24 protein-coding genes are annotated in these 24,574 nt (G+C 36.4%); 7 read left to right on the top strand and 17 right to left on the bottom strand.

What is annotated here, in order from left to right; translation table 11 throughout:
• Position 1: 1 nt before the first annotated feature.
• The 6 genes from IPH52_06945 to queA form a co-directional block, all read right to left on the bottom strand.
• Positions 2-1,033, bottom strand: coding sequence for an NAD-dependent epimerase/dehydratase family protein (locus IPH52_06945; GenBank protein MBK7054780.1), 1,032 nt, complete (start codon positions 1,031-1,033; stop codon positions 2-4).
• A gap of 2 nt (positions 1,034-1,035) precedes the next feature.
• The gene (locus IPH52_06940; GenBank protein MBK7054779.1) at positions 1,036-2,535 is read right to left on the bottom strand and encodes a glycosyltransferase; all 1,500 of its coding nucleotides are present in this window, start codon (positions 2,533-2,535) and stop codon (positions 1,036-1,038) included.
• A gap of 176 nt (positions 2,536-2,711) precedes the next feature.
• Positions 2,712-3,203, bottom strand: coding sequence for a DUF2505 family protein (locus tag IPH52_06935; GenBank protein ID MBK7054778.1), 492 nt, complete (start codon positions 3,201-3,203; stop codon positions 2,712-2,714).
• Between the two features lie 32 nt (positions 3,204-3,235).
• Positions 3,236-3,532 (bottom strand): hypothetical protein, encoded by a 297-nt coding sequence (locus IPH52_06930; protein ID MBK7054777.1) that lies wholly within the window; start codon positions 3,530-3,532, stop codon positions 3,236-3,238.
• A gap of 84 nt (positions 3,533-3,616) precedes the next feature.
• Positions 3,617-5,017: a transporter substrate-binding domain-containing protein gene (locus IPH52_06925; GenBank protein ID MBK7054776.1), complete on the bottom strand. Its 1,401-nt coding sequence runs from the start codon at positions 5,015-5,017 to the stop codon at positions 3,617-3,619.
• 178 nt (positions 5,018-5,195) lie between these two features.
• On the bottom strand, positions 5,196-6,233 hold the full coding sequence (gene queA / locus IPH52_06920) for a tRNA preQ1(34) S-adenosylmethionine ribosyltransferase-isomerase QueA (protein ID MBK7054775.1): 1,038 nt from the start codon (positions 6,231-6,233) through the stop codon (positions 5,196-5,198).
• Positions 6,234-6,596: 363 nt separating this feature from the next.
• Here queA and IPH52_06915 point away from each other — a divergent pair, with 363 nt between their 5' ends.
• The 7 genes from IPH52_06915 (at position 6,597) to IPH52_06885 (ending at position 14,697) form a co-directional block, all read left to right on the top strand.
• Positions 6,597-7,865 carry a DUF2029 domain-containing protein gene (locus IPH52_06915; protein ID MBK7054774.1) on the top strand — a complete coding sequence of 423 codons (1,269 nt, stop codon included), beginning with the start codon at positions 6,597-6,599 and terminating at the stop codon, positions 7,863-7,865.
• Positions 7,849-8,985: a glycosyltransferase family 4 protein gene (locus IPH52_06910; GenBank protein MBK7054773.1), complete on the top strand. Its 1,137-nt coding sequence runs from the start codon at positions 7,849-7,851 to the stop codon at positions 8,983-8,985. Before IPH52_06915 ends, IPH52_06910 begins: the two co-directional genes overlap by 17 nt.
• Before the next feature lie 4 nt (positions 8,986-8,989).
• Positions 8,990-10,474, top strand: coding sequence for an MBOAT family protein (locus IPH52_06905; GenBank protein ID MBK7054772.1), 1,485 nt, complete (start codon positions 8,990-8,992; stop codon positions 10,472-10,474).
• Between the two features lie 8 nt (positions 10,475-10,482).
• Positions 10,483-11,670, top strand: coding sequence for an SGNH/GDSL hydrolase family protein (locus IPH52_06900; GenBank protein ID MBK7054771.1), 1,188 nt, complete (start codon positions 10,483-10,485; stop codon positions 11,668-11,670).
• A gap of 20 nt (positions 11,671-11,690) precedes the next feature.
• Entirely contained in the window at positions 11,691-13,091 is a 1,401-nt protein-coding gene (locus tag IPH52_06895) for an MBOAT family protein (GenBank protein ID MBK7054770.1), read from the top strand.
• 3 nt (positions 13,092-13,094) lie between these two features.
• Positions 13,095-14,174, top strand: a complete 1,080-nt coding sequence (locus tag IPH52_06890; GenBank protein ID MBK7054769.1) for a DUF1574 family protein — start codon at positions 13,095-13,097, stop codon at positions 14,172-14,174.
• 181 nt (positions 14,175-14,355) lie between these two features.
• Positions 14,356-14,697 (top strand): nucleotide pyrophosphohydrolase, encoded by a 342-nt coding sequence (locus tag IPH52_06885; protein MBK7054768.1) that lies wholly within the window; start codon positions 14,356-14,358, stop codon positions 14,695-14,697.
• On the opposite strand, the gene IPH52_06880 is transcribed toward IPH52_06885, so the two are convergent.
• From IPH52_06880 to IPH52_06830, 11 genes are all read right to left on the bottom strand, one after another.
• Entirely contained in the window at positions 14,689-15,930 is a 1,242-nt protein-coding gene (locus IPH52_06880; GenBank protein MBK7054767.1) for an ATP-binding protein, read from the bottom strand. The two genes, IPH52_06885 and IPH52_06880, sit on opposite strands and share 9 nt — an antisense overlap.
• 151 nt (positions 15,931-16,081) lie before the next feature.
• Entirely contained in the window at positions 16,082-16,567 is a 486-nt protein-coding gene (locus tag IPH52_06875) for a hypothetical protein (protein MBK7054766.1), read from the bottom strand.
• A gap of 96 nt (positions 16,568-16,663) precedes the next feature.
• Positions 16,664-16,816: a hypothetical protein gene (locus tag IPH52_06870; GenBank protein MBK7054765.1), complete on the bottom strand. Its 153-nt coding sequence runs from the start codon at positions 16,814-16,816 to the stop codon at positions 16,664-16,666.
• Positions 16,817-17,070: 254 nt separating this feature from the next.
• Positions 17,071-17,709, bottom strand: a complete 639-nt coding sequence (locus tag IPH52_06865) for a VWA domain-containing protein (GenBank protein ID MBK7054764.1) — start codon at positions 17,707-17,709, stop codon at positions 17,071-17,073.
• Positions 17,706-18,653 carry a VWA domain-containing protein gene (locus IPH52_06860; protein MBK7054763.1) on the bottom strand — a complete coding sequence of 316 codons (948 nt, stop codon included), beginning with the start codon at positions 18,651-18,653 and terminating at the stop codon, positions 17,706-17,708. Before IPH52_06860 ends, IPH52_06865 begins: the two co-directional genes overlap by 4 nt.
• On the bottom strand, positions 18,650-19,507 hold the full coding sequence (locus IPH52_06855) for a hypothetical protein (GenBank protein MBK7054762.1): 858 nt from the start codon (positions 19,505-19,507) through the stop codon (positions 18,650-18,652). The genes IPH52_06860 and IPH52_06855 overlap by 4 nt, the downstream gene beginning before the upstream one ends.
• Before the next feature lie 104 nt (positions 19,508-19,611).
• Entirely contained in the window at positions 19,612-20,433 is an 822-nt protein-coding gene (locus IPH52_06850) for a DUF58 domain-containing protein (GenBank protein MBK7054761.1), read from the bottom strand.
• A gap of 111 nt (positions 20,434-20,544) precedes the next feature.
• The gene (locus tag IPH52_06845) at positions 20,545-21,531 is read right to left on the bottom strand and encodes a MoxR family ATPase (protein ID MBK7054760.1); all 987 of its coding nucleotides are present in this window, start codon (positions 21,529-21,531) and stop codon (positions 20,545-20,547) included.
• 16 nt (positions 21,532-21,547) lie between these two features.
• Positions 21,548-23,875, bottom strand: a complete 2,328-nt coding sequence (locus IPH52_06840) for an isochorismatase family protein (GenBank protein MBK7054759.1) — start codon at positions 23,873-23,875, stop codon at positions 21,548-21,550.
• A gap of 46 nt (positions 23,876-23,921) precedes the next feature.
• The gene (locus IPH52_06835; protein ID MBK7054758.1) at positions 23,922-24,170 is read right to left on the bottom strand and encodes a hypothetical protein; all 249 of its coding nucleotides are present in this window, start codon (positions 24,168-24,170) and stop codon (positions 23,922-23,924) included.
• A 17-nt stretch (positions 24,171-24,187) separates the two neighbouring features.
• Entirely contained in the window at positions 24,188-24,556 is a 369-nt protein-coding gene (locus tag IPH52_06830; GenBank protein ID MBK7054757.1) for a hypothetical protein, read from the bottom strand.
• Positions 24,557-24,574 lie beyond the last annotated feature (18 nt).

Here is a 24,574-nt window from a genome sequence, read left to right as displayed (position 1 = left end):
CTTACTTCTTAATTTCAAACACAGATCGATTTTCTTGTATCCACAAGAGAAGGCGTGTTATCCCCTCGTGAGGTTTGATTTTAGGATTAAAGCCGAATTTGCGTGCCATATTTATATCGCAAATGAAATAGCGCATGTCACCAGGGCGCTCTGCTTCGAAGATAATTTCTTGTTTACGACCTAGAATTTCACCGATCATATAGATGCATTCGAGGAGAGAAATTTTATGCTCTTTAGCTCCACCGATATTGTAAGTGCCGGAGATTTGATTTTGGAAGAAGTTGAAATAGCTTTCTGCTCCATCTGTTGCATGGAGGATATCGCGTGTTTGCTTCCCGGTTCCGAAAATACGCAGAGGTAAACCAAAGACAGAACGAATTGCAAAGTTCGCTACCCAGCCATGATCTTCCCCGCCAAATTGGCGCTCGCCGTAGATTCCGGTAAAACGAAAACTTGCCGCTGAGATTCCATACATATCACGGTATGTTTGCACATAATGCTCCGCACTCATTTTAGAAGCATGAAGAGGAGAAATTTTTCCAACCATCACAGATTGTGTTTCCGGAATTTCTATCGGACTACGCTCATATGCCGTTTCACCTTCAGTCAGTGAATCATTGATTGAATTTCCGTAGACGTGAATCGAGCTTGTGTTGACGACTGGAATTTTTCTTTTTCTAGCTGTCTCTAAAACGTTAAACGTTCCAACAACGTTAGTTGTCATATCTAACTCAGGGTCTTCCCAAGAAATTGTCATTGCAGGTTGTGCCGCAGTGTGAATAATAAAATCACAACCCTGTGTGCGGTCGAGAAGATGCTCGCTATTTCGAATATCTCCTTTCACCATTGTCACGCCTAATTTTTTTAAATAATTCCAATTGAAATCTCTTGTGGCATCTGTTCCGTAGCCGGTGCGTTTTAATTCATACTTGGTCATGCTATCATAACTTACAACACCCCAGCCTTTTTTGATAAACGACTCACATACATGCGAGCCTAAAAATCCACACCCACCTGTTACTAATACTTTCATAATTACTCCTCTGCTTTTTTATTCTTTGAATCTTCTCTTCTTTTTTTGAACGCAATCTTCATAATAGCTGCTGCATCGTGAAACGCATCTTTCCATTTATAAGGCTGTGATTCCACAGGCTTAAAATAAGAAATTGGAATTTCGATACAACGCATATGAGCGCGAATAATTTCAATCATCATCTCGACCGTGTAAGTTTTTCCTTGCACTTCGAGTGAGGGTTTAATTCTGTTATACGAATCTTTCCAGATAGCCATATAACGGCAGTCAACGTCCGTAAACCGCGGCTCTTGATTCCACCATAGCACTTCGATGAGTTTACCCATTGCGAGGTGAATAAAACGAGGAAGCGGTTTTAAATTAGAGCCCTGCTCTATCATCTGTCTTGTAGTGCGAGTGCCTACTACCATATCACAGTCTTTCATATACTCCAAAAGTTTAGGTAAATCTTTAGAGCGAAAGGCACCGTCAGGCGAAACGATAATCGCAATATCTCCCGTAATTCGATTGAAGCCCTGACGAATTTGAACTCCCTCGTATTCTTTTTTTTCTCCGTAGAAATAATGTTCTATTTGAGTCTTAAAAGATTTAGCTATTTCAACTGTCGTATCTGTTGACTCTGCATCTACTACTAAAATTTCATGCACCTTGTCTTTGAAGTCTACAATCACATCTGAAATAGAGCGCTCATTATTATGCGTTGGGATGATTAGAGAAATCTTATACTGATTAAATAAATCATTTCGGACTTCATAGACTGCGTAGTGATAGTCTTGCATAGAATTGATATTAAAATAATCGCATTCAATTTCTGTCGCATACACTTGATTAGTCTCTTTCGCCATTAGGTCAATTACATCTGTAATTTCGATGACTCCACTTTTAGGCGATGGTGGAGTTTTTTTGAAATACTCAAAATAGGCAGGCGTAAATAAGTAAGAGCCAAGACCAAGCCATTCATTTGGCGGGTCTTCTGGTTTTTCGACTAGATTTTTAATTCTCATTCCATCGAGTTCAACGGAATAATTCTTACGAATCCGAGACATCACAGAAGTTTTTAAAATTCCAATCGATGCTACTAACTTTTTATTTTGCTTATAAGTAGTTAGAAATTTTTCGTGATTAGTTTTATAATAATACTCATCACCCAAAATTAATAAGAAAGGTTCACTTATTTTATCTTCTAAGGAAGCAACGTCAGACGCAAGACCCTTCGTAGTCCACTCTACAGCTTCAATTACTACCTTGGGCAATACGTATTTTAATGCTTCGATCTCTTCGAGCATCTGATCTTTTAAGTGCCCGACTAGAATGTAGATTTTTTCGACTTTTAATTTATGATGTAGAAGTTCAATATTTCTAAGAAGAATTGATTTGTTTTCAATCTTAAATAGAGGTTTAGGAATAAAGTTAGTGCGCGGATAAGCACGAGTTCCCTTTCCCGCAGCAGCAATTACTCCTACTCTAATTTTTTTGGGATTACTATTTTGAATAGACTTCATTGCATTCATACATTTTCTGTGGACTATTATGCTTCGAATCAGCTATAAACGAATCAGATTGTTAATGTCATTCCCGATATTTTCAGTCGGGAATCTCAACATCTTGAGACCCCCAATATCGCTCGCTTGGCGGTAGGGGCGAATGCGGGCGGAATTTTGAGGGTGACAAACATCAGTTACTTTTCCATTTTATCGTCTAGAAATTTTTGAATCGAATTCTTATCTTTTTCCAAACTATGTTTATGAATTTCTTCAATTGCGATCTCAACAAGGCTACCTATAAACAAAACGCCTGATTTGACTTCGATATTGTAAACTCTTTCTGAAAATCCGTCCGAAGTAGAACGATAGACGCTATGTCCGGTAATAGTAACTGTCTTTTCATTCTTTGGAGGAGCAATTTTAAAATCGTGAGTGTTTGTTTCTGTGTTGAATGTGGATTCTTCAATGAGAGATGCGTCATCAAGAAGCGGAACAAGGACTGGAGGAAGAGAAGAAGCAAGACTTACTTTTCTTTTTTGGAAAATCAATTTGCCTTCTTTTCTTTCTTCGAGTAAAGTTACATTTTTGAGATCTGGAAATTTATCCAAGTATTTGTATCTATCTTCGCGAGCGCGGAGTAAATCAAAGAGCGAATAATTAAACTTATGCGTTACTGTATATTTCATTAAATTTTAAACCTTTTATATAATCCTGTTTCTTAGTTCAAAGAGAATCGCGGCATTATCTGCGCAATATTATTGTTAAATGCTAGTTCATGTATCTCATAACGCATGAATTTTACCAAGGGGAAAGAACCGATTGTTCTCTCTGCTTCTTTTTGGGTGTCCGCATTTACGACTGCCCAAATTCTTCCTCGATCCATGGAGAGAGAATAGCTATTGAGAATTCCACGACCCATCAGTCGATTGACTTGACTTCTTTGAAAGGGAATCAAGGACATAAATTCTTCCGAAATATATTCAGGTAAGGTTATGTCGACCATGTATTGATTCATAAATGATTTCTCCTAAAATGATTGGGACTTAGCACATTGGTAACAAGCATAAACTTAATGTCAAGGGTAAATCAGAAGATTTTATCATTTCTTAACTGTTTCCTTGTATTCAGCAAATTTTGCCATGATAACAGTCACGTATTTGTATGGCTCGATACCTCTACAATACCCATAGCGAACTCCGTATCCATTATAATAAGCAGGATCGGATAATAATAACATAGACTCAGCAACATTCTTGTCCCATTTAGTTGCATTTTTATTTTGGAATCGAGCGAGAGTCATTGCGTCAATCACATGCCCTTGCCCGGCGTTGTAAGAAGCGAGAACAAACTTTACACGCTCTTCGTCTTCCTTGATTGTTTTCTGCCAAATTCCATCCAGGTATTTGAGATGCTTCACACCGGCAGTAATATTTTTTCGTGGGTTGTTGATTTCTGCCAGACTCACACCAAGACCTTGAGCGGTTTCTGGCATTAGCTGCATGAGTCCGCTTGCTCCCATCCATGATTTTGCATTAGGATTAAATTTTGATTCTTGGTGAATGATAGCGGCTAACAGTCTCCAGTCCCAACCAATCACGCTTGCTTGTTCTTTAATAATCTCATCGAAAGCGGATACATGTGATTTGTTCTTAGGCTTGGATTCAATTTTTAATTCTTGCATTTGATTTCTAGATTTGCGATAATATTTGTCTTGCACTTCCGTAATCTTGGCCTGATTTTTTTCAATCCAGTCATTGATATACTGCAATAGCTCCGGAGAGTTTCGCCTAACGACCCAAGCGATCTTCTGAGGAAAGCTAATTGGGAGGCTAATGTCCAATTCACTGTAATAGGCATTGTTAATCAAAGCAGTCTGCTCATCGGCAACGGTATAATCGATCTCACCGCTATAAACTTGCTCGATAAGTTCGTCAGTTGTAATGTTTTCTGGAATTGTTTTGATGTTGATTGTTCCACCCAATTCTTCTTGTAATTTTTTTAGTCGGATATGATAATCGGAATTAGCCCGCACATGAACTGTTTTTCCAATTAAATCGACAGTATTATCAATGTATTCCGTAATCTTTTTGCGAACTACAAATCCCTTTTTTCGTTGGACTAGAACCTGTGTCGTCGTCATCAAATGCTCTGTGAATTTGAGTTGTCGTCCCTTCTCTCGCGTCACAATGGTATTAGCCGCTATTAAATCCCCTTCTCCACTGTTTAACAAATAGTCCAGATTAGCAAGATCGTTAGACGCTGTAATGTCAAGCTCTACACCTAGATCTTTTGTGAGTAATTTCAAAAGTTCGTATTCATAACCTATAGCTTGATCCTTGTAGATAAAATAACTATTCGCGTTATACGATGTGATGACTTTTAGCTTTCCTCTTTTTTTAATTTCACTCAGGCTGACTCGATTCATCTCCTCATAAATCGCAATACAGGAAAGGTTTAGGATAATAAACACAAGGATTGAGCGAGAAAAAAAATGTTGCATAGGTTTTAATTAAATTAGAAATCCAATCCTAAATTGTAAAGAAATTTATTTTTTAAAATTAAGTCCCAGGGATAATTTCTTTTGAGTGCGTGATTAGGGCTTGAGCCTAAACCAAATCGTGACAACAAGTAAAAACAAAACGAATAACTCCTAAAAGCAAAAAAGACATCCATTTGGCTTAGAAAATAAACATTGCATCGCCATAGGAATAGAAACGCATTTTACTCTCGATTGCTTTATGATATGCCTCTAGGATAAGCTCTTTTCCCGCAAAAGCAGCGACTAATAAGAGTAAGCTACTCTCAGGCAGATGGAAATTTGTAATGAGTCCATCAATGGAATCGACTCTATCACCCGGCTGAACAAAAAGATTTGTGATTCCTTGTTGTTTAGTGTAACAGTCAGTATTCGCATCATACGATGAAGCAAGAGTTCTTAAAGTTGTAGTCCCGAGTGATATAATTCTTTGTTTTCCTTTACTTGCATTTAAAGCTGCAAGAGTTTTTTCCGAAATTTGAAATTCTTCTTCGTGTAATTTCTTTTCCTGTATTTGTTTTTCCGTCAACGGGGAAAATGTTCCGTAGCCGATACAGAGTTCTACTGATGACATTTGAACGCCTTTTTCTTGCAGGGAAGTTTTTAACTCTTCCGTAAAATGAAGTCCTGCTGTAGGTGCGGCAACAGAGCCGGGAGATTTTGCAAAGATTGTCTGGTAACGCTCGTTATCCGCTGCATCCGCTTTTCTCTTCATATAAGGAGGAATGGGAATTGTCCCAATTGCTTCAAAAATTTCTTCTGAAATGGAAACCGAAGGAAATAAAAAAATATCCCCCTCTTCATTTCGATGGAGAGTAAAATAAATATCGTCTCGATTGGAAAATAATTTCTCGTTTGGCTTTAACTTGCGGACATTTTTTAGCAAGCATTTCCAGACTTCTTTGTCTCCCGAAAAATTCTTTTCTAAAAAAACGCATTCAAACTCTCTACCAGATTTATTCTTCAGATAAACTCTTCTCTTACTCACACGAGTTTCATTGAATACCAAGATATCGCCTTTAACAAAATATTTTTCTATACTTCGAAAGACTGATTCTATATGTATACTTCCTGACTTACGATTAACAATCATAAGCCTCGACTCATCCCGCTTTTCTGTTGGATAACGAGCAATTAACTCTTCCGGAAGATGAAAATTATAATCTGATAGGTTTAGCATTATTGGTTTTATGAAATTAATTAAATTGGTTTTATAACTATGTTGGAAAAATAAGTTCTAAAACAAAGCGATTTTTTGACGAAACACCTACCCTTTTGACTAATTATCAAATTTAGAACTGAATGCAATGCAACTAATAGTAGGATAGGCAAGGATGCCTTAATGCTGCCAACTTAAGATTTTTTTAACCACGAAGGGCACGAAGATCACGAGGGATTTTTGTTATGAAATTCTTTCTTTTCTTCGCGTTCTTCGTGCCCTTTGTGGTTAATTCTTTTTTCTTTTCCTTAAGTTGACAGCATCGGTGGTAAAATATTATTCCTATTGATTTTTTATGAGCGTATTTCAAGTTGATTATCAGCTATGCTTCAAAAATTTAAACAGGCGATGCCCTATTTTACTGGACTACTACTTTTGCTTTTGTTAGTCCAGAGTATCGGAAGGGCTTCCAACAAAACTGACTTCCACGATTACTACACTGCATCACAATTATTCTTCGAACAAAGAGACCTTTATAACATTGAGTCAATTGAAACACTACGCGAAGAAATAAAATTGGAAGATTTGTTTAAGGCAGAGAATTTAAAAAAATTGGAGAGCCTTAAAGGAAATGTGGGAACGTATATCTATCCTCCCCTATTTGCGTTTCTTTTAATTCCTCTTGGTTGGTTAAGCTACCCCACTGCCGCCACAATTTTTATTTTGGTAAATTTCATTTGTCTACTCGCATCGCTTTTTTTAATTACAAAGTTTATTTCTTTTAAAAATCCCTTTGTAATTCTTTTTTTCACATTAGCGGTTAATTACCGTTATCTAGAAAGTCATGTTTCAAACAACCAAGTCGCTTTCATTTTAATCTTATTCATGTTGCTTTCTGTCTATGTAAAATCGGATGCGTTAGCTGGTATACTTCTTTCTCTTGCAATAATTATTAAGCTCACACCTGCCATTTTTTTGTTTTACTTTTTATACAAACGCCAATTCAAACGCTTCGGTTATACTTTGTTATTCGCAGGAGCATGGACATTACTTCCATCGATTTATTCGCATGAATACAACCTACATTCTCTTGGGAATTGGTATGACCTCATATTAAACAACGCAATGAAAAACCCTGCCTTTCGTTCCTGGAAAAATAACCAAAGCCTAATTGCAACTATCGCAAAGTATTTCATGGTTGGGGCGGATCCATTGAATCAAGCCTTATTTGGAATGCCTTTTGCTAGCTTTGGTGCGAGAACAATCACCTATTTTTTTTACTTTTGTTCTTTGCTCATAGGAATTCCTTTTTTATACAAAATCAAAACTGGATTCACGGATGCGGGACTTATTTCTATTCTGTTTATACTCTCTGTGATTTTTAGTGGAATCAGTTGGGTGCATTCTTTTGTAGTATTGCTTTTTCCTATAGCCTACCTTGTGCATCGCATATTCGAAGAAGGAATTTCTGGTGCCAAGCGGAATCTTTTCATTAGCCTCTGCGTATTAACGATCATAACCTCTCGTTCGATCATAGGCTCTACAGGAGAAGGAATTTTCTTGATGTTCTCGCTTCTTCTCTACATATCGCTAGGGTTTTACTTGCTCTTATTAAAAATTGATACCGGTGAATCGAATGCAAATGGAAGTTAAATACAAGCCTAGAATTGCAGTCGATGCAAGACCTCTCGCCTACGGACTGACGGGTAATTCTCGTTATCTCTTCGAAGCTTTGAAATACCTAATTCGAAAAGATTCTCATTTCGAATATTACCTCTATTCCAACAAAGAAATTCATCCTATGTTTATGGATTTCATAAAGCTAAACAACGTCACAGTTGTGGTTCCCATAAAAACGATTCCGGGTGTAATCTGGTTAAATTTTGTTTTGCCGTATTTTCTTCATAGAGATAGAATCGATATGCTCTGGGGAACATTGCAACTCCTTCCCTATTTCAAGCTCCCAATGCCAGAATTTGTAAACTACCACGATCTGAATTTTCGCTCTGCACCAGAGACAATGACTCGTGCCAACTTTATTCAACACAAATTACTTTCTCCTAAAACGTTACGAAACGCGGATACCGTGTTTTGCCTCTCGAAGAATACAATGAAAGAAATTGCCGAATTCAGACCAGAATATGCAAAAAAACTAAAAGTAATATATCCCGGCGTAAGTAAAAAAGTAATCAAGAACAATGAATTAGCCATTGAAGGCAAATTTCTATTTACCATAGGAACACTTGAACCACGAAAAAATATTTCTACGGTCATTGACGCCTACTTAGATTTAAAAAAAGAAAAACCGGACTTCGATTACAAATTAGTCATTGCGAGTAGACGTGGCTGGGGACAAGAGGAATTAACCGCTAAACTACTCTCCGGTGAATTGGAAAAAGAAGGGATTCTATTTTTAGAAAATCCAAACGATAACTTACTCAACCTTCTCTACCAAAAATGCAGCGTTTTTCTATTTCCCTCTATCCACGAAGGATTTGGACTTCCACTTTTAGAAGCAATGCTAGAACAAAAAGTTTGCATTGCCTCGGACATTCCAGTCTTTCGAGAAATTTTGGAATCAGGCACCGACATTTTAGTCAACCCGCGTGCAACAAGCGAATGGAAAGAAGCAATTCTCACAATTACAAATCGAGATTCAATCAAAAGAAGGCGAATTTGGGATGAAAAACAGTGGACATGGTTAGCCACTGCTAGTCAGATAGAAGAATCCTTTTTAATTGAATGGCATAAAAGATTAGGTTCGAGCGTTTAAAGACATGCAGTTTAATTCCTTACATTTTTTAATTTTCTTTTTTATATCCATCATCATCGGAAACATTCTCAAGAAAACCTGGCAGAAGGTTTTCCTACTCATCGGAAGTATTTATTTTTATACTTATACAAACACTTACTTCATCGCATTACTCGTATTATCCACTGTAATCGATTATTTTGCAGCACTCGCCATTGATAACGAAAACAGAACAGAAAAACAAAGAAAGATATTTCTATCCATTTCTGTTTTCTTTAACTTGCTCATCTTGGGCTACTTCAAATATGCCTACCTCACTACAGATATTATCAATCAAATCTTTGGCTCACAACTTAGAACATTTAACGTAGTGGCTTATTATATTAACCTGCTACACTTAAATCCAGCACCTCTAGATGTGTTTTTGGAAAAAATTGTTTTACCGGTTGGAATTTCTTTTTATACATTCCAATCTATGAGTTATACGATTGATGTTTATCGTAAGCAAATTGAAGCGCGTCGCTCTTTCATTGATTTTTCTCTTTACGTTGCATTCTTTCCTCAATTAGTCGCAGGTCCGATTGTGCGGGCAACGACATTTTTCCGCGACTTAGATCATCGTTTATCAGTATTGAATGAAGACATTCAGATTGCGATCACTCGTATTCTAATTGGCTTTATGCGTAAGTTAGTTTTCGCTGACAATTTAGGCAAAGTAGTAAATCATACTTTTGCAAACTATCAGAGCATGAATGCAATTGAAGTCTGGACAGGGGCGATTGCTTTTGGTTGGCAGATTTATTTTGACTTTGCGGGTTACACTGATATTGCGATAGGAATTGCAAGACTGTTTGGTTTTAAGTTCGACCCTAACTTCAATTTTCCTATGACAATTACAAACATAACAGACCATTGGTCGAAATGGCATATTTCCTTTTCTACATGGATTCGGGATTACATCTATATACCGCTCGGTGGTTCAAGGGGTCGAAATTTTATTACCTATCGAAATATTTTTATCACATGGCTATTTGGTGGAGTATGGCATGGAGCGGATTATCACTATATAGCGTGGGGAATCTGGCAAGCGGTAATGCTTTCTGCGCATCGAATGTATGCACAAACGAGTCTTAGAAATTTCCTAAATGAAAAAGGTGGATTTTTATACAAGACCAGTTCGGCAGTCTTTACTATGTTCTGCCTTGCTTTCGGATTTGTAATGTTTAGAGCCCAGACAAATCCGGCAGGAACAGCAATGTTTCATGTAAAGGAAATGTTTAAATCAATGCTCCTATTAACAGAAAATTCAAGAGCACTTGACAGTTACTCTAATTATGACTACGGGATACTTCTTGTTATCTGCTTTGCGGCAAGCTCTTACTTCTCTAAAAAGAATATCGAGTTCATGGCAACAAGCGGAAACAAACTATTATTCGCAAATATTGCAGCTATCTTTTTAATTCTCATCTTTGGCGCAGAAACGCAAACCTTTATGTATTTTCAATTCTAGGCTACAACATGACAGAGTTTAATAAATTTTACAAAGACAAACGCTTTTACATTCCAATCCTAGTCCTAATCGGATTCGAATTGCTCTTTCAACTTTGCGCAGGTTTTTATAGACCATTCTTGAAAAAGAAATCTTATGCCGCAAATATCAATCAAATCATAGGTCATATCACAGAGAAAAAACAAAATCATGAACCAGATATTCTAATTGTTGGAACCTCTGTCGCTTATCAGGGATTATCTCTTCCTATTTTGCAAGAGAAGATCAAGGACACTGGATACAAAATTCAATCCGTAGCAATTCCGGGCTCGGAGCTAATCGTGCAAAGCCTCGCAGTAGAAGAAGTTTTAAAAGAATTTAAAAATGTAAAACTAGTTATCTATGTAGGAGAAATTACAATGCCCTGGGTGAGTAAAACCGATCTTACCCTCCCCACTCTCGCAATGGTAAATGAATTCGATAAGATTTCAGCGCTCAAAAAAGTTGTAGAGTTTGATTATGATTCGGGGAAAGGTTGGGGTTATTTTTTGCATTATGACGATTGGGCATATCTATTTTTTAAAAGCATTGCTTATAGAAGAGACTTAAATGATTTTCTAGTCGATCCAGGTAAGCGGCTAAAATACATTTCCCGCAAGAATGCAAATCCAAATCTAAATTTCTATGAATACGATAACGATCGAACAGAAAAAATGAGTGACTATCAAATTTTAAATTTAGAAGATTGCTTCAACAAGACACATCCTTTCGACAACAACCATCCAATTCCTGTAACATCGAATCCGGATCACAGGAAAGCTATTTGGGATACTTGCTGGGTGGCAAAGTATTCAACCAACGTGCAAACCCGCACGCCCGAAACCGAATTATATTTCAAGCGGCTAGCTAGCATTTACTCCCATATTCAGAAAAAGAATATTAAAATAATAAATATTTTCGCGCCCTATAGCAACGCCATTGAATCTCAACTAGGCGGTGCTGGACGAGTCCAGGTTTGGAAAGAAGAATTGGAGAAAATAAATCCACCGAATCCAATTCTCGTTGACTTTCGAAATGTATTTTACGGAAAGAATGGAGATGAGTATTGCTACGATGTAATTCATCTAAATCACAATGGCGCCGTTTTATTTTCCGAAGCCCTCGGTGATTATCTTAAAAATAATATGAATGAGTTAATAAAAAATGACAAGAAATAAATTGGAGAAGCGTTAAATCTATGTTATTCACATCTTTGCTATTTGCAGCCTTCTTCCTTGTTGTCTACATTGTATTCTGGTCAATTCCAAATCAGAAGGGAAAAGAATTCTGGCTATTAATTGCGTCTATCGTCTTTTATGGTTCATGGAGTCTTGGTTTTCTGGTTCATTTCCTGGCAGTCGTGGGAATCAATTATTATTTCATCCACCTACTTCATAAAAATCAATCGAAGCGGCTAATCAACACAGCCGTTATAATCAATTTAGTAAACCTAGGACTCTTTAAGTATTTTTACTTCTTCACAGATATTTTTGCAAGTTTAAGCGGAATATCAGCGTTAACCAATCTCCGCACTAGCACCACCTTTAAAATTATTCTTCCTTTAGCAATCAGCTTTTACACATTTCAAATGCTTGCTTATATAATTGATGTTTATAGAAAGAAAGTAGAAAAGGAAATCAGTCTACTTGATTTTACCATTTTTATTTTGTTTTTCCCCCAACTGATTGCTGGTCCTATTATGCGCTCTCAGGATTTTCTACCTGAATTAAAAAACATCAAAGCAAAGCCAGAATATCTTTCGCCCGGTCTCAGCTTCATTGCACTTGGAATTTTAAAGAAAGTTCTAATCGCTGATAACCTGGCTCTGCTCATTGATCCGGTATGGACTGCTCCGGCTAATTATGATTGGATTACTATTCTATTAGTTGCACATGCTTTCACCTGGCAGATATATTGTGACTTTAGCGGTTACACTGACATAGCCCGTGGATGCGCCTTTCTACTCGGATTTAGAATTCCTGAAAATTTTCGTTCACCCTTTCTTGCAGATTCAGCTAGAGACTTATGGCAACGCTGGCATGTCACACTGTCTACATGGCTAAGGGATTATCTTTATATACCGCTCGGAGGAAATAGACAGGGTGAATTTCGTTCTTATATTAATTTGATACTAACATTTACATTGGGTGGACTCTGGCATGGGGCAAATTTCACTTATATCCTCTGGGGTTTTTACCATGGAGTAATCTTGGCTCTAGAAAGAGTATTCGAAAGATTCAATTGGCGGATAACATCGACTAGTTTCTTGTGGAAATTAGTTTGTATTTTCTATGCCTACCATGTTTTCGTTATTGGAGCCATAATGTTCCGATCTAACAATATGGGCGATTATCTGTTAATCATGAAAAAAATTCTTACAGTGTCTTCTGGAAACCCAATCAGCGTAACTGACTTTGAAACAATTCTCTATTTATGTTTTTTTAGTTTTATCATTCAACTCGCTCAATACTTTGAGGCTGTTCCAAATTGGATTCTAAAATCGAGAAAAATTTTAATCCCACTCGCCTATATAATTTTACTTTTCCTCATCAGTCTGTATAGCAAATCCGGAAAGGAATTTGTATACTTCCAATTCTAAACTATGAACGAAACATTTTTAAAACACAAATTTTTATTATACCCCCTCCTACTCGCAGGATTTATTTTTTGCTTCGATAAATTTTTCGGGACTGACTTTGTTAGAAAATACACAGAGTCAAGGATTGAGTATTCATTCTACGCAGAGAAAGGAGCCTTACTTGAACAACTGCTCGCATACCAATCTAACAAGAAGCCTGAAGAGAAACTTTTAATCCTTTTCGGCACATCTCATATGGGAGAGTTTTCTCATAAATACATTCACGAAAAAGATGAACGGATAACGACATATAACTTCTCCGCACCAATGGCACCTCCATCCTATTTGTATTATAATTTACAAACAGTGCTGAATACAGGGGCAAAGATAGACTATGCGGTTTTGGAAATCATACCGGAAATTTTTCAGGATGCAGCCAATGAATATGCTTTAAAGTTTTCCTATGATTGGAAATTCATGTATGAAAATAAAGATATTTTTTCTAGTGATGAAATGGAAAGTTTTGTTCATGCGAATCTATTTAGTGTAGTGCGTTTCCCTCCCAGACTAAACATCGCAATGCAAAGAATCAAAGATAAAAACAAGATTGCCGGATTCGAATATTTTAACTCGATGGTTCATCTCGCAACCAAGCAAAACAATGGCGGGATTCCAAATCCAATCATCCATGAAATACCAGAAGATGTTTTCGAAAAAGAGTCTAAGAGCTATTACGCGCAAGCCTTTCGTAAACAGGGAAACAAATCTTTCAAGGAATCTACTGCACAAAAAAAGTTCTTTGAAAAATTTTTAGAAACCTGCAAGCAAAACAATATAAAAGTTATAGTCTACAAACCCATAATTTCTAAACCATTACAAAAACTTCTTGATGAATCAGATTTTTATGAAGTATGGTGGAAAGACAAAATCGAATTCGCAAACAAAAGCGGCATACCCGTATTAAACCTGGTTGACTATGCTAGCTCCATCCAATGCCAGAAATTCGTAGACGTCCACCATCTAAGCGGCGGCTGTTATCCAGAAATTACAGATATACTTTTGGAAAAGATTTTAACACCGATGGACACCGATGGACACAGATGAGGATAAGGGCGAAAATTTGAACAGTCATTTCGAACTAGCAGCATCAAAATTTGCGCCGTGAGAAATCTATATTACAATACAATGATAGTATTAAGCTAGATAGACCTTGCGAAGGCGCTGGTTCGCGACCGAGCGAATGGTGGACGATGATACCGTTCGAGGTGACAGGAGTAAAGCCATTATGAATAACAACGATTTAACTCTAAACCAGGCTCAAAAACAAGTTGATGAATGGATTACTACCATTGGTGTAAGGTATTTTAGTGAATTGACTAATCTTGCTCTCTTAATGGAAGAAGTTGGGGAATTATCACGATTAGTCGCTAGGACTTATGGAGATCAGTCTTTTAAAAAGTCAGATTTAGAAAAATCAATTCCATCGGAAATGGGTGATGTATTATTTGTATTGATTTGTCTCGCCAACCAAATGGGAATTTCTTTAGAAGATGCATTAAAACAAACCATCGAGAAAAATACGTCACGCGATAAAGATAGGCATAAGAATAATGAAAAGTTAAGGTAAAGTATCTTTTATGATTTTAGTTAGAAAGTTCTGAATATGTATATGCTTAATGCCGTTATGATTGCCTTCTGCCCTTTCATCCATTGAAACCACATACTTGGGAAAATTGTCTTTGATTAGAAGAAGATTTCCAAATTCTCGCTCGAATGTTTTTTCATCAGGAATCAAATAGGCAACTTGAATATAAAGCTTTTCATCTTTCCTAGAGCATACAAAATCAATTTCTTTATTGTCAAGTTTACCAATGCGCACATCATAGCCGGCAATGCGCAGATGCAGATAAATGATATTTTCCAATACTTTATGAATATCGGAGATGTTAGAGTTTAGTAAGGTTCTACGAATTCCTATTTCTTCAAAATAGTATTTTTCTCCAATTTCAAATATTTTTCTTCCTCCAATTTCTGCTCGTTGCACCTTAAAAATAATAAATGCACTTTCTAGATAAGAAATATAATTCAAAATAACATTAGGTGATATATTGATTCTTTGGGATTTCAGAAAATCACTAATACTCTTAGCTGACACGAGGCTACCCGTATTATCCGCTAAGTATTCCAAAAGTCTTTCCAGAAAAGCAACGTTCCTAAGTTGATAACGAGCAACTACATCTTTTAACAAAATTGTATTATAAATATTGCGCATGTATTCTGATACAATTTCTTCTTTGAGTTCTAGATGAATTAAAAAAGGTAATCCTCCAAATTTAAAATATTGCAATAAATTGTCTTTGTTATTTTTTAATTTATGAAAGTTAAGAAATTCTGGATACGAAAGACTGTAAATTTTAAATTCAATATAACGACCAGCTAGATTGGTTGCCAACTCACCCGATAAAATATTTGCATTACTTCCTGTGCAATAAATATCATAAAGATTTTCTGCCAGTAAACTTCGAAGTGCTGTTTCAAATTTTTCTATCTCCTGAACTTCATCAATGAAGAGATAAATTTTTTGTTTCTTCTTTTTCTTTAATTTTTCGATGTAGGATAAAAGGTCTTTGTGGTTTTTAATGGATGCAAATTCTGCTAATTCCTTATTTATATAAACAATCTGCTCAGACTTAATGCCTTTTTCTCGTAGCATCTCAATAATTTGAAACAGCATATAGCTCTTACCCACTCGTCTATGACCAGTGAGAATTTTTATAATGTTCTTATCCAAAAATGGGAGAAACCGATTTACATAGAGTTCTCTTTTTAAAAAAGGAAAGTCTGCTATTTCAAAATCCATTGATTTTAGCCTTATATTAAAGTTTTAAGTATACTTAAAACTTTAATGATTTTATGTAAATCTTTTAAGTATATGTAAAACTATTTTTTTAGAGGGAAATTCAGGATAGATGTCACTCGTAGAAACTTTATGATATATTTTAATTTTCTTTCTATTGCAGAATGTCTTTAGATTCAAAAGCTCCAGTTAAAATTAAACAATCACTTACCTTCACCCTACTAACGTAGCTTGCAGAATAAACACTTCTGAGAACAACTGTAATATTTACCATAGAGTTAATCTCTTCTTCATAATCCCGAAATAGACTCCATAAAAAAAATCTTCGCTCTCGCCAATCATCAAAATTCAAACATACAAAAATCTTTTTATACTTAACGCCTTTGACTTCGTAGTCATATTCCCGATAAGATTTCGAAACATCTTTGAACTGTATTCTGAAAAAATTAAACTTTCTATCTATAGATCTCCAATAACTCAAATCTTCTTCATCTACTTCAATAAAATCATCCTGTTTCATTGACAAAGTAGCTTTGTCTAAAACTATTTTTTTGGATTTTATAATAATATTTTCTTTAGGAAAACAATTAATAACGACTCCGATAGCTAGGATAATTACTATTAGCCAAGTATTCATCATTTCTTTATTCTCCTGTCACCTCGAACAGCATCACCGTCAGAGGTCTATCTTGCTTAAAACTACCGTTCTTTTGTCAGATAGATTTCTCACGCTCGCTTAGGCTCGGTTCGAAATGACAGTATACTTCTTAAATAAAAATTCCAACAAACTCATATCAAGAAGTAAAAGAAAAACAGCAGGGAAAAGAAAAAATTGGTAACCATCTTTCTTAAATAGGTTGGATAATTTAGAGGATGTGTTTTTATTCATGGAGTTAATTTTTTGCAGCAGGTTGTCGGCGCTCGCAGGGTTTGCAGATATATTGGTGTAATCCGCTTTTTGGATTGCTGCAAGTTCTAATAGAAACTCTTCATCTAGTTTAGTGCGGATTAATTCTGGGTTGGACTTGTCGCTGACTAAATTTCCTGTGCGAGTGACAAAGCCCGATACACCAGTCTGCTCGTCTTTGTAAAAAATATTTCCCCCCTCTTCTGTTCCGACTCCCCAGATTAAAATATCAGCATCTATTTTGGATGGTGTGCTTCCTTTATGTCTTCGCCGTCAGTTACTAATATCAATACTTTATTTCGCAAGACCTTGCCTGATTTAAAAATTTCTTCTGCTTTCCCGAAGGCTCTTTTTAAATTCGTGCCTGTGTTGGGAATCATGTCTACATCAAGACCACGCACATAATCCGAAAATGCCGCAATGTCTGTTGTCATAGGACAATACAAAAAAGGAACTCCCGCAAAGGCAATGATTCCGAGACGATTTCCATTGAGAGCGGGTAATTGGCGTAAGACGGTCTCTTTGAATTTAGAAAGTCGATTCGGTAGAGCGTCTGTCGCATTCATAGAAAGACTCACATCTACTAAAAATACAATGTCTACTCCGGAAACAGATTTTTCTTCCACGCCTGCTTCCTCAGAGAAGGAAGGATTTAATATCGCAATCACTAATAGAATAGTCACGATGACATAGAGAGTATATCGAATACTAAGAAGCCAATTCGGCGGCATACTCATCTTAGCCTTAACTCCCGGGTAGACCTTGATAAATGTATCAATATCCATTCTCTGTTTAATTTTATAGAATATGTAAACTCCCACTGATGCAACAAGGAGGATAAGAAGGAGTAAATGATAGAAGTCCAAATTTTTCATATATAATACCTGAGATAGAAACTTCGAATCAGAAAATCAAAAACTAAAAGAAGAATTGCAGGAAGTAGAAAATACATATAGTGAGGCTCTACAAAAATCCTTGGCTTCACGTTGAGATTGTCTTTTTCTAAGGTGTCAATGGAATTGAGAACTTCCGCAAACTCGTTCGAATCCGTTGCCCGATAAAAAAGTCCATCTGTTTTTTCTGCGATCTGTTGCAAGCTATCAAAGTCAGTTTCAAATTCTCCTTGCAAATCTTTTCCAATTCCGATCGTATAAATTTTAATTCCAAACTTATCAGCAGTATCCGCCGCTGTAATTGGATCAATTTTTCCTGTGTTCGAAACGCCATCTGTAATTACAATCATCACCTTCGATCTAGCCTTCGAGTTTTTCAATCGATACGTAGAAAGAATAATTGAATCTCCAATAGCAGTCCCCTGCTCGTCTACTGTGCTCTGGTTAATTTCGGAAACCACTTCTACGAGAGATTCAATATCATTCGTGAGCGGCGACTGCAAATAAGCCGCTCCTCCAAAGACAACAAGTCCCATTCTATCATTGATTCGCTTTTTGATGAAGTTTTTAATTAAGTCTTTCGAGACTTCGAGTCTATTTTTAGGTAGAAAATCATTGCTTCTAACCATGGAGCCTGAAACGTCAATAGCGATCATCATATCGACTCCGTTCTTTTCATCTGGTAGTAGACTAGATTGTGTGCCCGGTCCAGCAAGCGAAAGTATCATCAAGATAACAATGATAAACCGCAAAAAAGGAAAATACTTTTTCACGGTTTCTAGAATTGGAAATTTTACAGTATCCGCTTGGATTCCAATGCTAAGTCGCATTTTGTTCTCATGAAAATTCATTTTCCAAAAGAAAAAGGCGTATACCAATACAAATGGAATTAAATATAAAAGTTCTGGTCGTTCAAAGTAGTTCATCTAGCGAGTATTTTATCCCAATATTTTACGAGAGCCAGCGCATTATCGCGAGTAATCTGTTCTTCGTTCGGCATATATTTTACAGAATTAAAATAATTGTCTATAGAGAGTAACTCTACATTTGCCACACGATAATCCGTTTGCAAAATGTCGTGCAATTCTGTTTGCGTTAAGTGCATGATCGAAGTTTGTAACTTACTTCCAATTCTTTCTTTGATATAACCAGAAAGATGAAATATAAATTCCTTGTGAGACAACTCAGCATTCAACAGCATATTCTCTAATTGTTTTTTGTAAAAATCTACATTCTCTTCTACATCTAACTTTTCAAACAATGCATCTTTAATAGCAGCTTTCTTTTTGTTATTAAAATAAAATAGTAAATACGCAAGCCCGGTCACTACAGCTAAGCCTATGAGTATAAAAGTTAATAACCTTACTATGTATTGACCGGAAAACGCAATCGGCTCTGCAATATCAAGTGGCTCTTTTTCATCGGCTAATACAGATTTAACTTCTAAAGCCTCCTGGCTTTGTGCGACTTCCCCATTTGCATTCTTCCAACTCAATTTTGCAGTAAACTTTCCGGGCTCAAAATACACATAGGTAAATTTTAACTCGGTTGTAGTTTGCGTAATTTCTTTTAATTCGCCTATCGGTGTTTCTGCATCTTTCTCAGAGTAAAAAAATCCTTTTGCAGGCAAACTCCATTCTACCACATCACCAGTTTGAAATTTTACTTCAAGAACAGACTCTTCCCCTACTTGCACAGACTTCTTCGAATACGACTCGGTGACTTCAGCAAGAAGTAGACTAGGACAAAGATATAATAGACAAAGCAATATTCTTTTCATGTCACCCCCGAAATCTTTAATCGGGGGTCTCAAGAAGTAGAGATTCCCGATTAAAGATTTCGGGAATGACAAACAAACAATACTCTTAAATCTAAATAATGATTTCATCTGTTTAAAAACCGCACTATTGACTTACCCAAATCTGAATCAGTCTTGAGATTGAGCAAATTCGCTCTGTAAAATTCATTTAGTATTTCCGAATCGGAATTAAAAGTAGAAGAATAATCTCCACCTAGACTTGTTTCTAGATTTTGAACGAAGAAATTTTTCAGTATTTTATTATCTATATTCTCAATTGGATCTGTAATTCGAATTGCGTATAACTCATGTATAGCGAGAAGAGAGCGATACGGGCTAAGGTCTGTTATCCCTGCAAAATCGCTTATGATATAGGAAATCGAATTGCGGGGAATTTTATTTTTTAGATATTGCAAAGGCAAAAGATGATCTGTTTTATTTGCCTGAGGAGTTTCATTTATCTTTCGTAAGATGCGATAAGCTTCTGCCTTTGATTTAATACCTAGTGCGACAAATTCTATTTTGTCGGAATATAGAACAATATTGATTCTATCTCCCGTATTGAGTGATAAGAGTGCGATAAACGCAAGGAATTGAAATCCAATAAAGAACTTTGTATAGGAATTTGCACCGTTAAACGACATGGACTTGGAAATATCCAAGAAAACATTGATCGTTCTATCATTCTCTTCGTGAAAAAGTTTTACATATAGCTCACCCATTCTAGAACTAACATTCCAATCAACAAATCGTATATCGTCCCCATACATATAAACCCGCGACTCTTTAAAGTCCATCCCTCTTCCAGAGCGGTTAACAAGAATTGACCCCGCTCGATTACTGCGAATTTTCTTTTTGTATTTTAATTCAATCTCTTGGATTAACTTTTCTAATTCTTTTAGTATCATTAACGTGCCTTTCGCAGGGGCACCAGCACTGCCGTGCTGGACTGGGCTAATTTTGCCTGCCGGCGGCTTGGGCACTGCCCAAACCCTTTTATTATAGTCCTTTCTATCATACTAAGGTAGTGCAGTAACTTCTAGGACTGTTTTGATTAGAGAATCCACTGTTACGTCTTCGGAGACTGCTTCGAAGGTTAGGATCATACGGTGGCGCATGACTTCGTAAATGGAGAAGCGAATGTCTTCGGGCACTACAAAATTTCTTCCTTCTAATAAAGCATTTGCTCGCGCACAACGAAGGAGCGCAAGAGAGGCACGAGGGGATACTCCGTGTTTAACGTAAGGCTTGATTTCATCTAGCTTGGAAGTTTGGGGGCGAGTGTTACGAACTAATTTAACAATGTAGTCTTTTAATTTTTCATCTATATAAATTTTATCAGAAAGAGAAGAAATTTCTTGTATTTCTTTTCGGCTGATGCTTTTTTTGATTTCTTTATTTTTAGAAGTTACACTTCCATGCTGACTGAGTATCGCGACTTCTTCTGCTTCTCCCGGATAATCTACATTTACCTTCATTAAAAATCTATCCATCTGCGCTTCCGGTAGTTGGTAAGTTCCTTCCTGGTCAATTGGATTTTCAGTCGCTAAAACCATAAACGGCGCATCTAAATGAAAAGTTGTATCGCCTATCGTCACAAGTCTCTCTTCCATACACTGTAAGAGTGCAGACTGAACCTTTGCAGGAGCACGGTTTATTTCATCAGCAAGGAGAATTCCTGTAAATATCGGACCTTTTCTAGTTTCAAAATTAGCTGTCTTCGGATTAAATATCACAGTCCCAATTAAATCAGCCGGGAGCAAATCAGGAGTAAACTGTATTCGTTTAAAGGAAAGGTCAATACTCTGTGCAATCGACTTAGCAAGTAAGGTCTTTGCAAGTCCCGGCATCCCTTCTAATAATACATGCCCCTGTGCAACAAGGCAAGTCATGATATTTCGAATAACGAGTGTTTGCCCCGTTATTTCTTTCTTCAACTCTTCTAAGAGTCCACCGATTTTTTCTTTTGCTTTTTGAATTTCTTCTGTTTTTACTAATTCTTCCATTCTCTATATATTCCTGTTAAAATTTCCTTTTCGCAAACTCTTCAATAAATCTTTCCTGCTCAATTGACTCAACAGCTCGCAGTGAGCGATACTTTCGCACACGGGCTACTGCGTCTTTGGCGCTAAGTCCATAGTATTTAATTAAATAACATGCCGCAACTGTTCCAGACCGTCCAAGTCCTCCAACACAATGAATCAATACATTCTGTTTCTTAGACAGGATTTCATGCATCCAGTTTAAATTTTTATCCATTGTGGCATAATCCGGTATCCCCTGATCTATAATCGAGAAATAACAAGTAGCAAATCCGGCATCCGCGTATGCTGACTTAAGTCTTTGCACTCCAAACTCTTCGTATTCCAATTCTGTGATTAAAGATATAACTGCATTTATTTCATTGGACTTGATTGCTTTAACGTCTACGGTAATACTTCTCGCTCTATCTTTACGACCGGGGAGTATCGTCAAACCCATCTTACCCTCTCCTTTGTCAGTAGGATTTTCAATAAAATCCACACGAAGATCATTTGTGGTTTGTAAAGTATTCTTTATCTTTGCAGAGCAAGTAGCTCCTGCATACAAGGCTAATTTCTTTTGCCAATCATTTGATTCATCGAAGGAAAGCGTATGCATAGAATAACGCATGAGTCCAACAAATAATTGATATGGGTCTCTGTCGGTATGAATCAAATCAGGATAATAGGAGCGCATAATGGCGATTGTCTCAAACGCCTTTGCAATTTGCGGAAATTTATAATTATTCTTGAGTGAAAGATCAAGTGGCTCACCTAGATTTTGAACATCAAGCAAAATGTCTATTAGCTGCACAGCTTCTTTAAACTCATCGAGAGAGTTAATCGTCATGAAAATATAGAGAATATCATTTTCTAGTTTGATTAAGTCTTTTAGAATATGACCTTTGTGTGTATGAAAGAAATCAATTAACCAAACATTTTCCTGTGCGTCTATAATGATATTTGCTCCATTCAAGTCACCGTGCAAATAAGAAACATAATGATATGGAGTAATGTTTTCTTTGAGTCCAGAAAGTTCGCGCTCATAAAAATTGCACACATTCGGGAATGCAAATCCATGTAGATTGAGAGTATGCCCATTTGCCGGGGCGCCTATAATGGATTCTACTTTTTTACGAATGGAAGATGCGTATTTATTTGAATATTCATAATATTCGAGTAAATTTATTTTTTCATTTGTAGATGCATCATAGAGTCTACCGAGTTGCTTTCTAAAGATTATCTCCAATTTGTGTTTGATCTTTTCCATATCATCTACTACACCGTAGTATTTTTGAAAAGTCTTTACACCATTGTCAAGCATTGCCGCATAACGATACTTAATCGCTCCTCGGTCTTCTAGCTCCGCAAAGTCTACGATATTGGGAGCGTTATTTCCTAGAACTTCTTGGATTTTTTCAAAGGAAGATCTTTCTTTACCGATTAATTCGCGTTTGCCTATTTTAATGACTGTTGGCACCTGATAATGTCCAAACTTATCCATTGCCCGCGCTTTTAAAACTACGTTTCCTGAAAATCCTCCATCCAAACAAAGAAATTCTACTTCCTTTGCATCTCTATACAAATAAAGTAAAATCTGAGTATCAACATCGGATATAGCATAATTCGGATCAGAGAATTTTAACTGAATTGCTTTCTTGTCTTGAATTTTGTGCTCTATCTTTGGCAAAGTTCCTGTTAAAAAATTTGTAAAATCTCCCACAGAAGAAAATACTTTCACTCCCAAAATAGACGTTAGTTGATCGAGTGAAATAAAATGCATAGTTCTAGAAGAGCTAGCGCATAATGCAGAGCATACCGCTATTTCAAAATTAGGGTAGCGCGTTTTTAAATCATAAGCTAGGAAAGTTATCTTTGCTTCCGTCCAAACTCCCATTAGCCCTACCTTCACAGGCTCTGATTTATAAGGCGCGAGTAATTCGTCTAAATTCGTATTTACAAAATCATTTAGTCCAGATGCATTTACTATATGATGAGTTCTATTGGGTAATATTGATTTTGCGAAAACAAACTCTGCGCCTTCTGTATTTTGAATGCAATGATTTCCAAATTGAGTCAAGTGATCTTTCTGTAGCGGATCATCGGGATTATGCCAATCTCGAATATGTATGATGTTGAGATTTTCCACAGGAGTGTGATACGCCCAATCCATTACTGTTGTGATTGGTCCCTCTTCTACTTTTTCGCTCAGAAGACGACGTGCTTCTTCAAAGCCAACGTGTAGCAAATTTGGAATTCCGTCAAACTTCCCAATTAGTTTTGTGAAATCGTTTTGGAGGCATTGCGTAATCAAAATAGATTGTTTCATACTTCCATCATTCACAATCGTTATTGTTTACAAGAATTTTTTTCAATTACTCTTTCTCTACTTTTGCAATTTCATCTGTATAGGCTTTTTCGTTTTCTACAAATACCTCATATCGCTCTTTTAAGAATCCCTCCAATTTAGTTTCATCGAATACACCTGCATTTTCTAACCCTAGAGCGTAACGAAAAATCTCTAGTCTGTCTTTCGATGTCTTTAATCTTTCTTTATAATAGAAAAGTCTATCTTCTTTGGGAACTTTCTCATTTTGTAAGAATTGATTTTGTATATTTGCCATCTTTTGATTTGTCTCGGCTAGTTTCTTTGCTTCTTCGGCAGATAACTCTCGCGGTATAACGGAATTATGCGGAAATAGATTGGCAAGTTTCTTAGATTTTTCGATAATGAGTTTTTTCGTCTTTCCTTTTCGGCTGGAGTAATGGCATCTGCGTCTAACTCTTCTAATCCAAGATCAGGAAATTCTAGAAATTTTGCATCTTCATCAAACAAAGATTTTGCGTTCGCTCTGCCTTTCTTTTTAGTGGTATTCGAATTTGTTGATTCACTAATACTACCCATTTCATTTTCACGAGAATTGTTTTTTGTCTTTGTAAAATCATTAAAAAAAGAATAACCAATGAATAGTAAAAGAATAAGCGGAGCAATGTAATAAAATAATTTCATATCCTGAGTGTTTGCTGA

It is taken from the genome of Leptospiraceae bacterium (assembly GCA_016708435.1).
GTDB lineage: Bacteria > Spirochaetota > Leptospiria > Leptospirales > Leptospiraceae > UBA2033.
This window is presented reverse-complemented; position numbering and strand designations above follow the sequence as displayed.

Bases quoted from the DNA above. Each gene is read 5' to 3' on its own strand.
- IPH52_06890 (MBK7054769.1), top strand. From the start codon at position 13,095: ATGAACGAAACATTTTTAAAACACAAATTTTTATTATACCCCCTCCTA.
- IPH52_06945 (MBK7054780.1), bottom strand. From the start codon at position 1,033: ATGAAAGTATTAGTAACAGGTGGGTGTGGATTTTTAGGCTCGCATGTA.
- IPH52_06860 (MBK7054763.1), bottom strand. From the start codon at position 18,653: ATGAACTACTTTGAACGACCAGAACTTTTATATTTAATTCCATTTGTA.
- IPH52_06865 (MBK7054764.1), bottom strand. From the start codon at position 17,709: ATGAAAAATTTGGACTTCTATCATTTACTCCTTCTTATCCTCCTTGTT.
- IPH52_06830 (MBK7054757.1), bottom strand. From the start codon at position 24,556: ATGAAATTATTTTATTACATTGCTCCGCTTATTCTTTTACTATTCATT.
- IPH52_06940 (MBK7054779.1), bottom strand. From the start codon at position 2,535: ATGAAGTCTATTCAAAATAGTAATCCCAAAAAAATTAGAGTAGGAGTA.
- IPH52_06910 (MBK7054773.1), top strand. From the start codon at position 7,849: ATGCAAATGGAAGTTAAATACAAGCCTAGAATTGCAGTCGATGCAAGA.
- queA (MBK7054775.1), bottom strand. From the start codon at position 6,233: ATGCTAAACCTATCAGATTATAATTTTCATCTTCCGGAAGAGTTAATT.
- IPH52_06880 (MBK7054767.1), bottom strand. From the start codon at position 15,930: ATGGATTTTGAAATAGCAGACTTTCCTTTTTTAAAAAGAGAACTCTAT.
- IPH52_06870 (MBK7054765.1), bottom strand. From the start codon at position 16,816: ATGAATAAAAACACATCCTCTAAATTATCCAACCTATTTAAGAAAGAT.
- IPH52_06850 (MBK7054761.1), bottom strand. From the start codon at position 20,433: ATGATACTAAAAGAATTAGAAAAGTTAATCCAAGAGATTGAATTAAAA.
- IPH52_06905 (MBK7054772.1), top strand. From the start codon at position 8,990: ATGCAGTTTAATTCCTTACATTTTTTAATTTTCTTTTTTATATCCATC.
- IPH52_06885 (MBK7054768.1), top strand. From the start codon at position 14,356: ATGAATAACAACGATTTAACTCTAAACCAGGCTCAAAAACAAGTTGAT.
- IPH52_06845 (MBK7054760.1), bottom strand. From the start codon at position 21,531: ATGGAAGAATTAGTAAAAACAGAAGAAATTCAAAAAGCAAAAGAAAAA.
- IPH52_06900 (MBK7054771.1), top strand. From the start codon at position 10,483: ATGACAGAGTTTAATAAATTTTACAAAGACAAACGCTTTTACATTCCA.
- IPH52_06875 (MBK7054766.1), bottom strand. From the start codon at position 16,567: ATGATGAATACTTGGCTAATAGTAATTATCCTAGCTATCGGAGTCGTT.
- IPH52_06840 (MBK7054759.1), bottom strand. From the start codon at position 23,875: ATGAAACAATCTATTTTGATTACGCAATGCCTCCAAAACGATTTCACA.
- IPH52_06925 (MBK7054776.1), bottom strand. From the start codon at position 5,017: ATGCAACATTTTTTTTCTCGCTCAATCCTTGTGTTTATTATCCTAAAC.
- IPH52_06855 (MBK7054762.1), bottom strand. From the start codon at position 19,507: ATGAAAAGAATATTGCTTTGTCTATTATATCTTTGTCCTAGTCTACTT.
- IPH52_06895 (MBK7054770.1), top strand. From the start codon at position 11,691: ATGTTATTCACATCTTTGCTATTTGCAGCCTTCTTCCTTGTTGTCTAC.
- IPH52_06930 (MBK7054777.1), bottom strand. From the start codon at position 3,532: ATGAATCAATACATGGTCGACATAACCTTACCTGAATATATTTCGGAA.
- IPH52_06935 (MBK7054778.1), bottom strand. From the start codon at position 3,203: ATGAAATATACAGTAACGCATAAGTTTAATTATTCGCTCTTTGATTTA.
- IPH52_06915 (MBK7054774.1), top strand. From the start codon at position 6,597: ATGCTTCAAAAATTTAAACAGGCGATGCCCTATTTTACTGGACTACTA.
- IPH52_06835 (MBK7054758.1), bottom strand. From the start codon at position 24,170: ATGGCAAATATACAAAATCAATTCTTACAAAATGAGAAAGTTCCCAAA.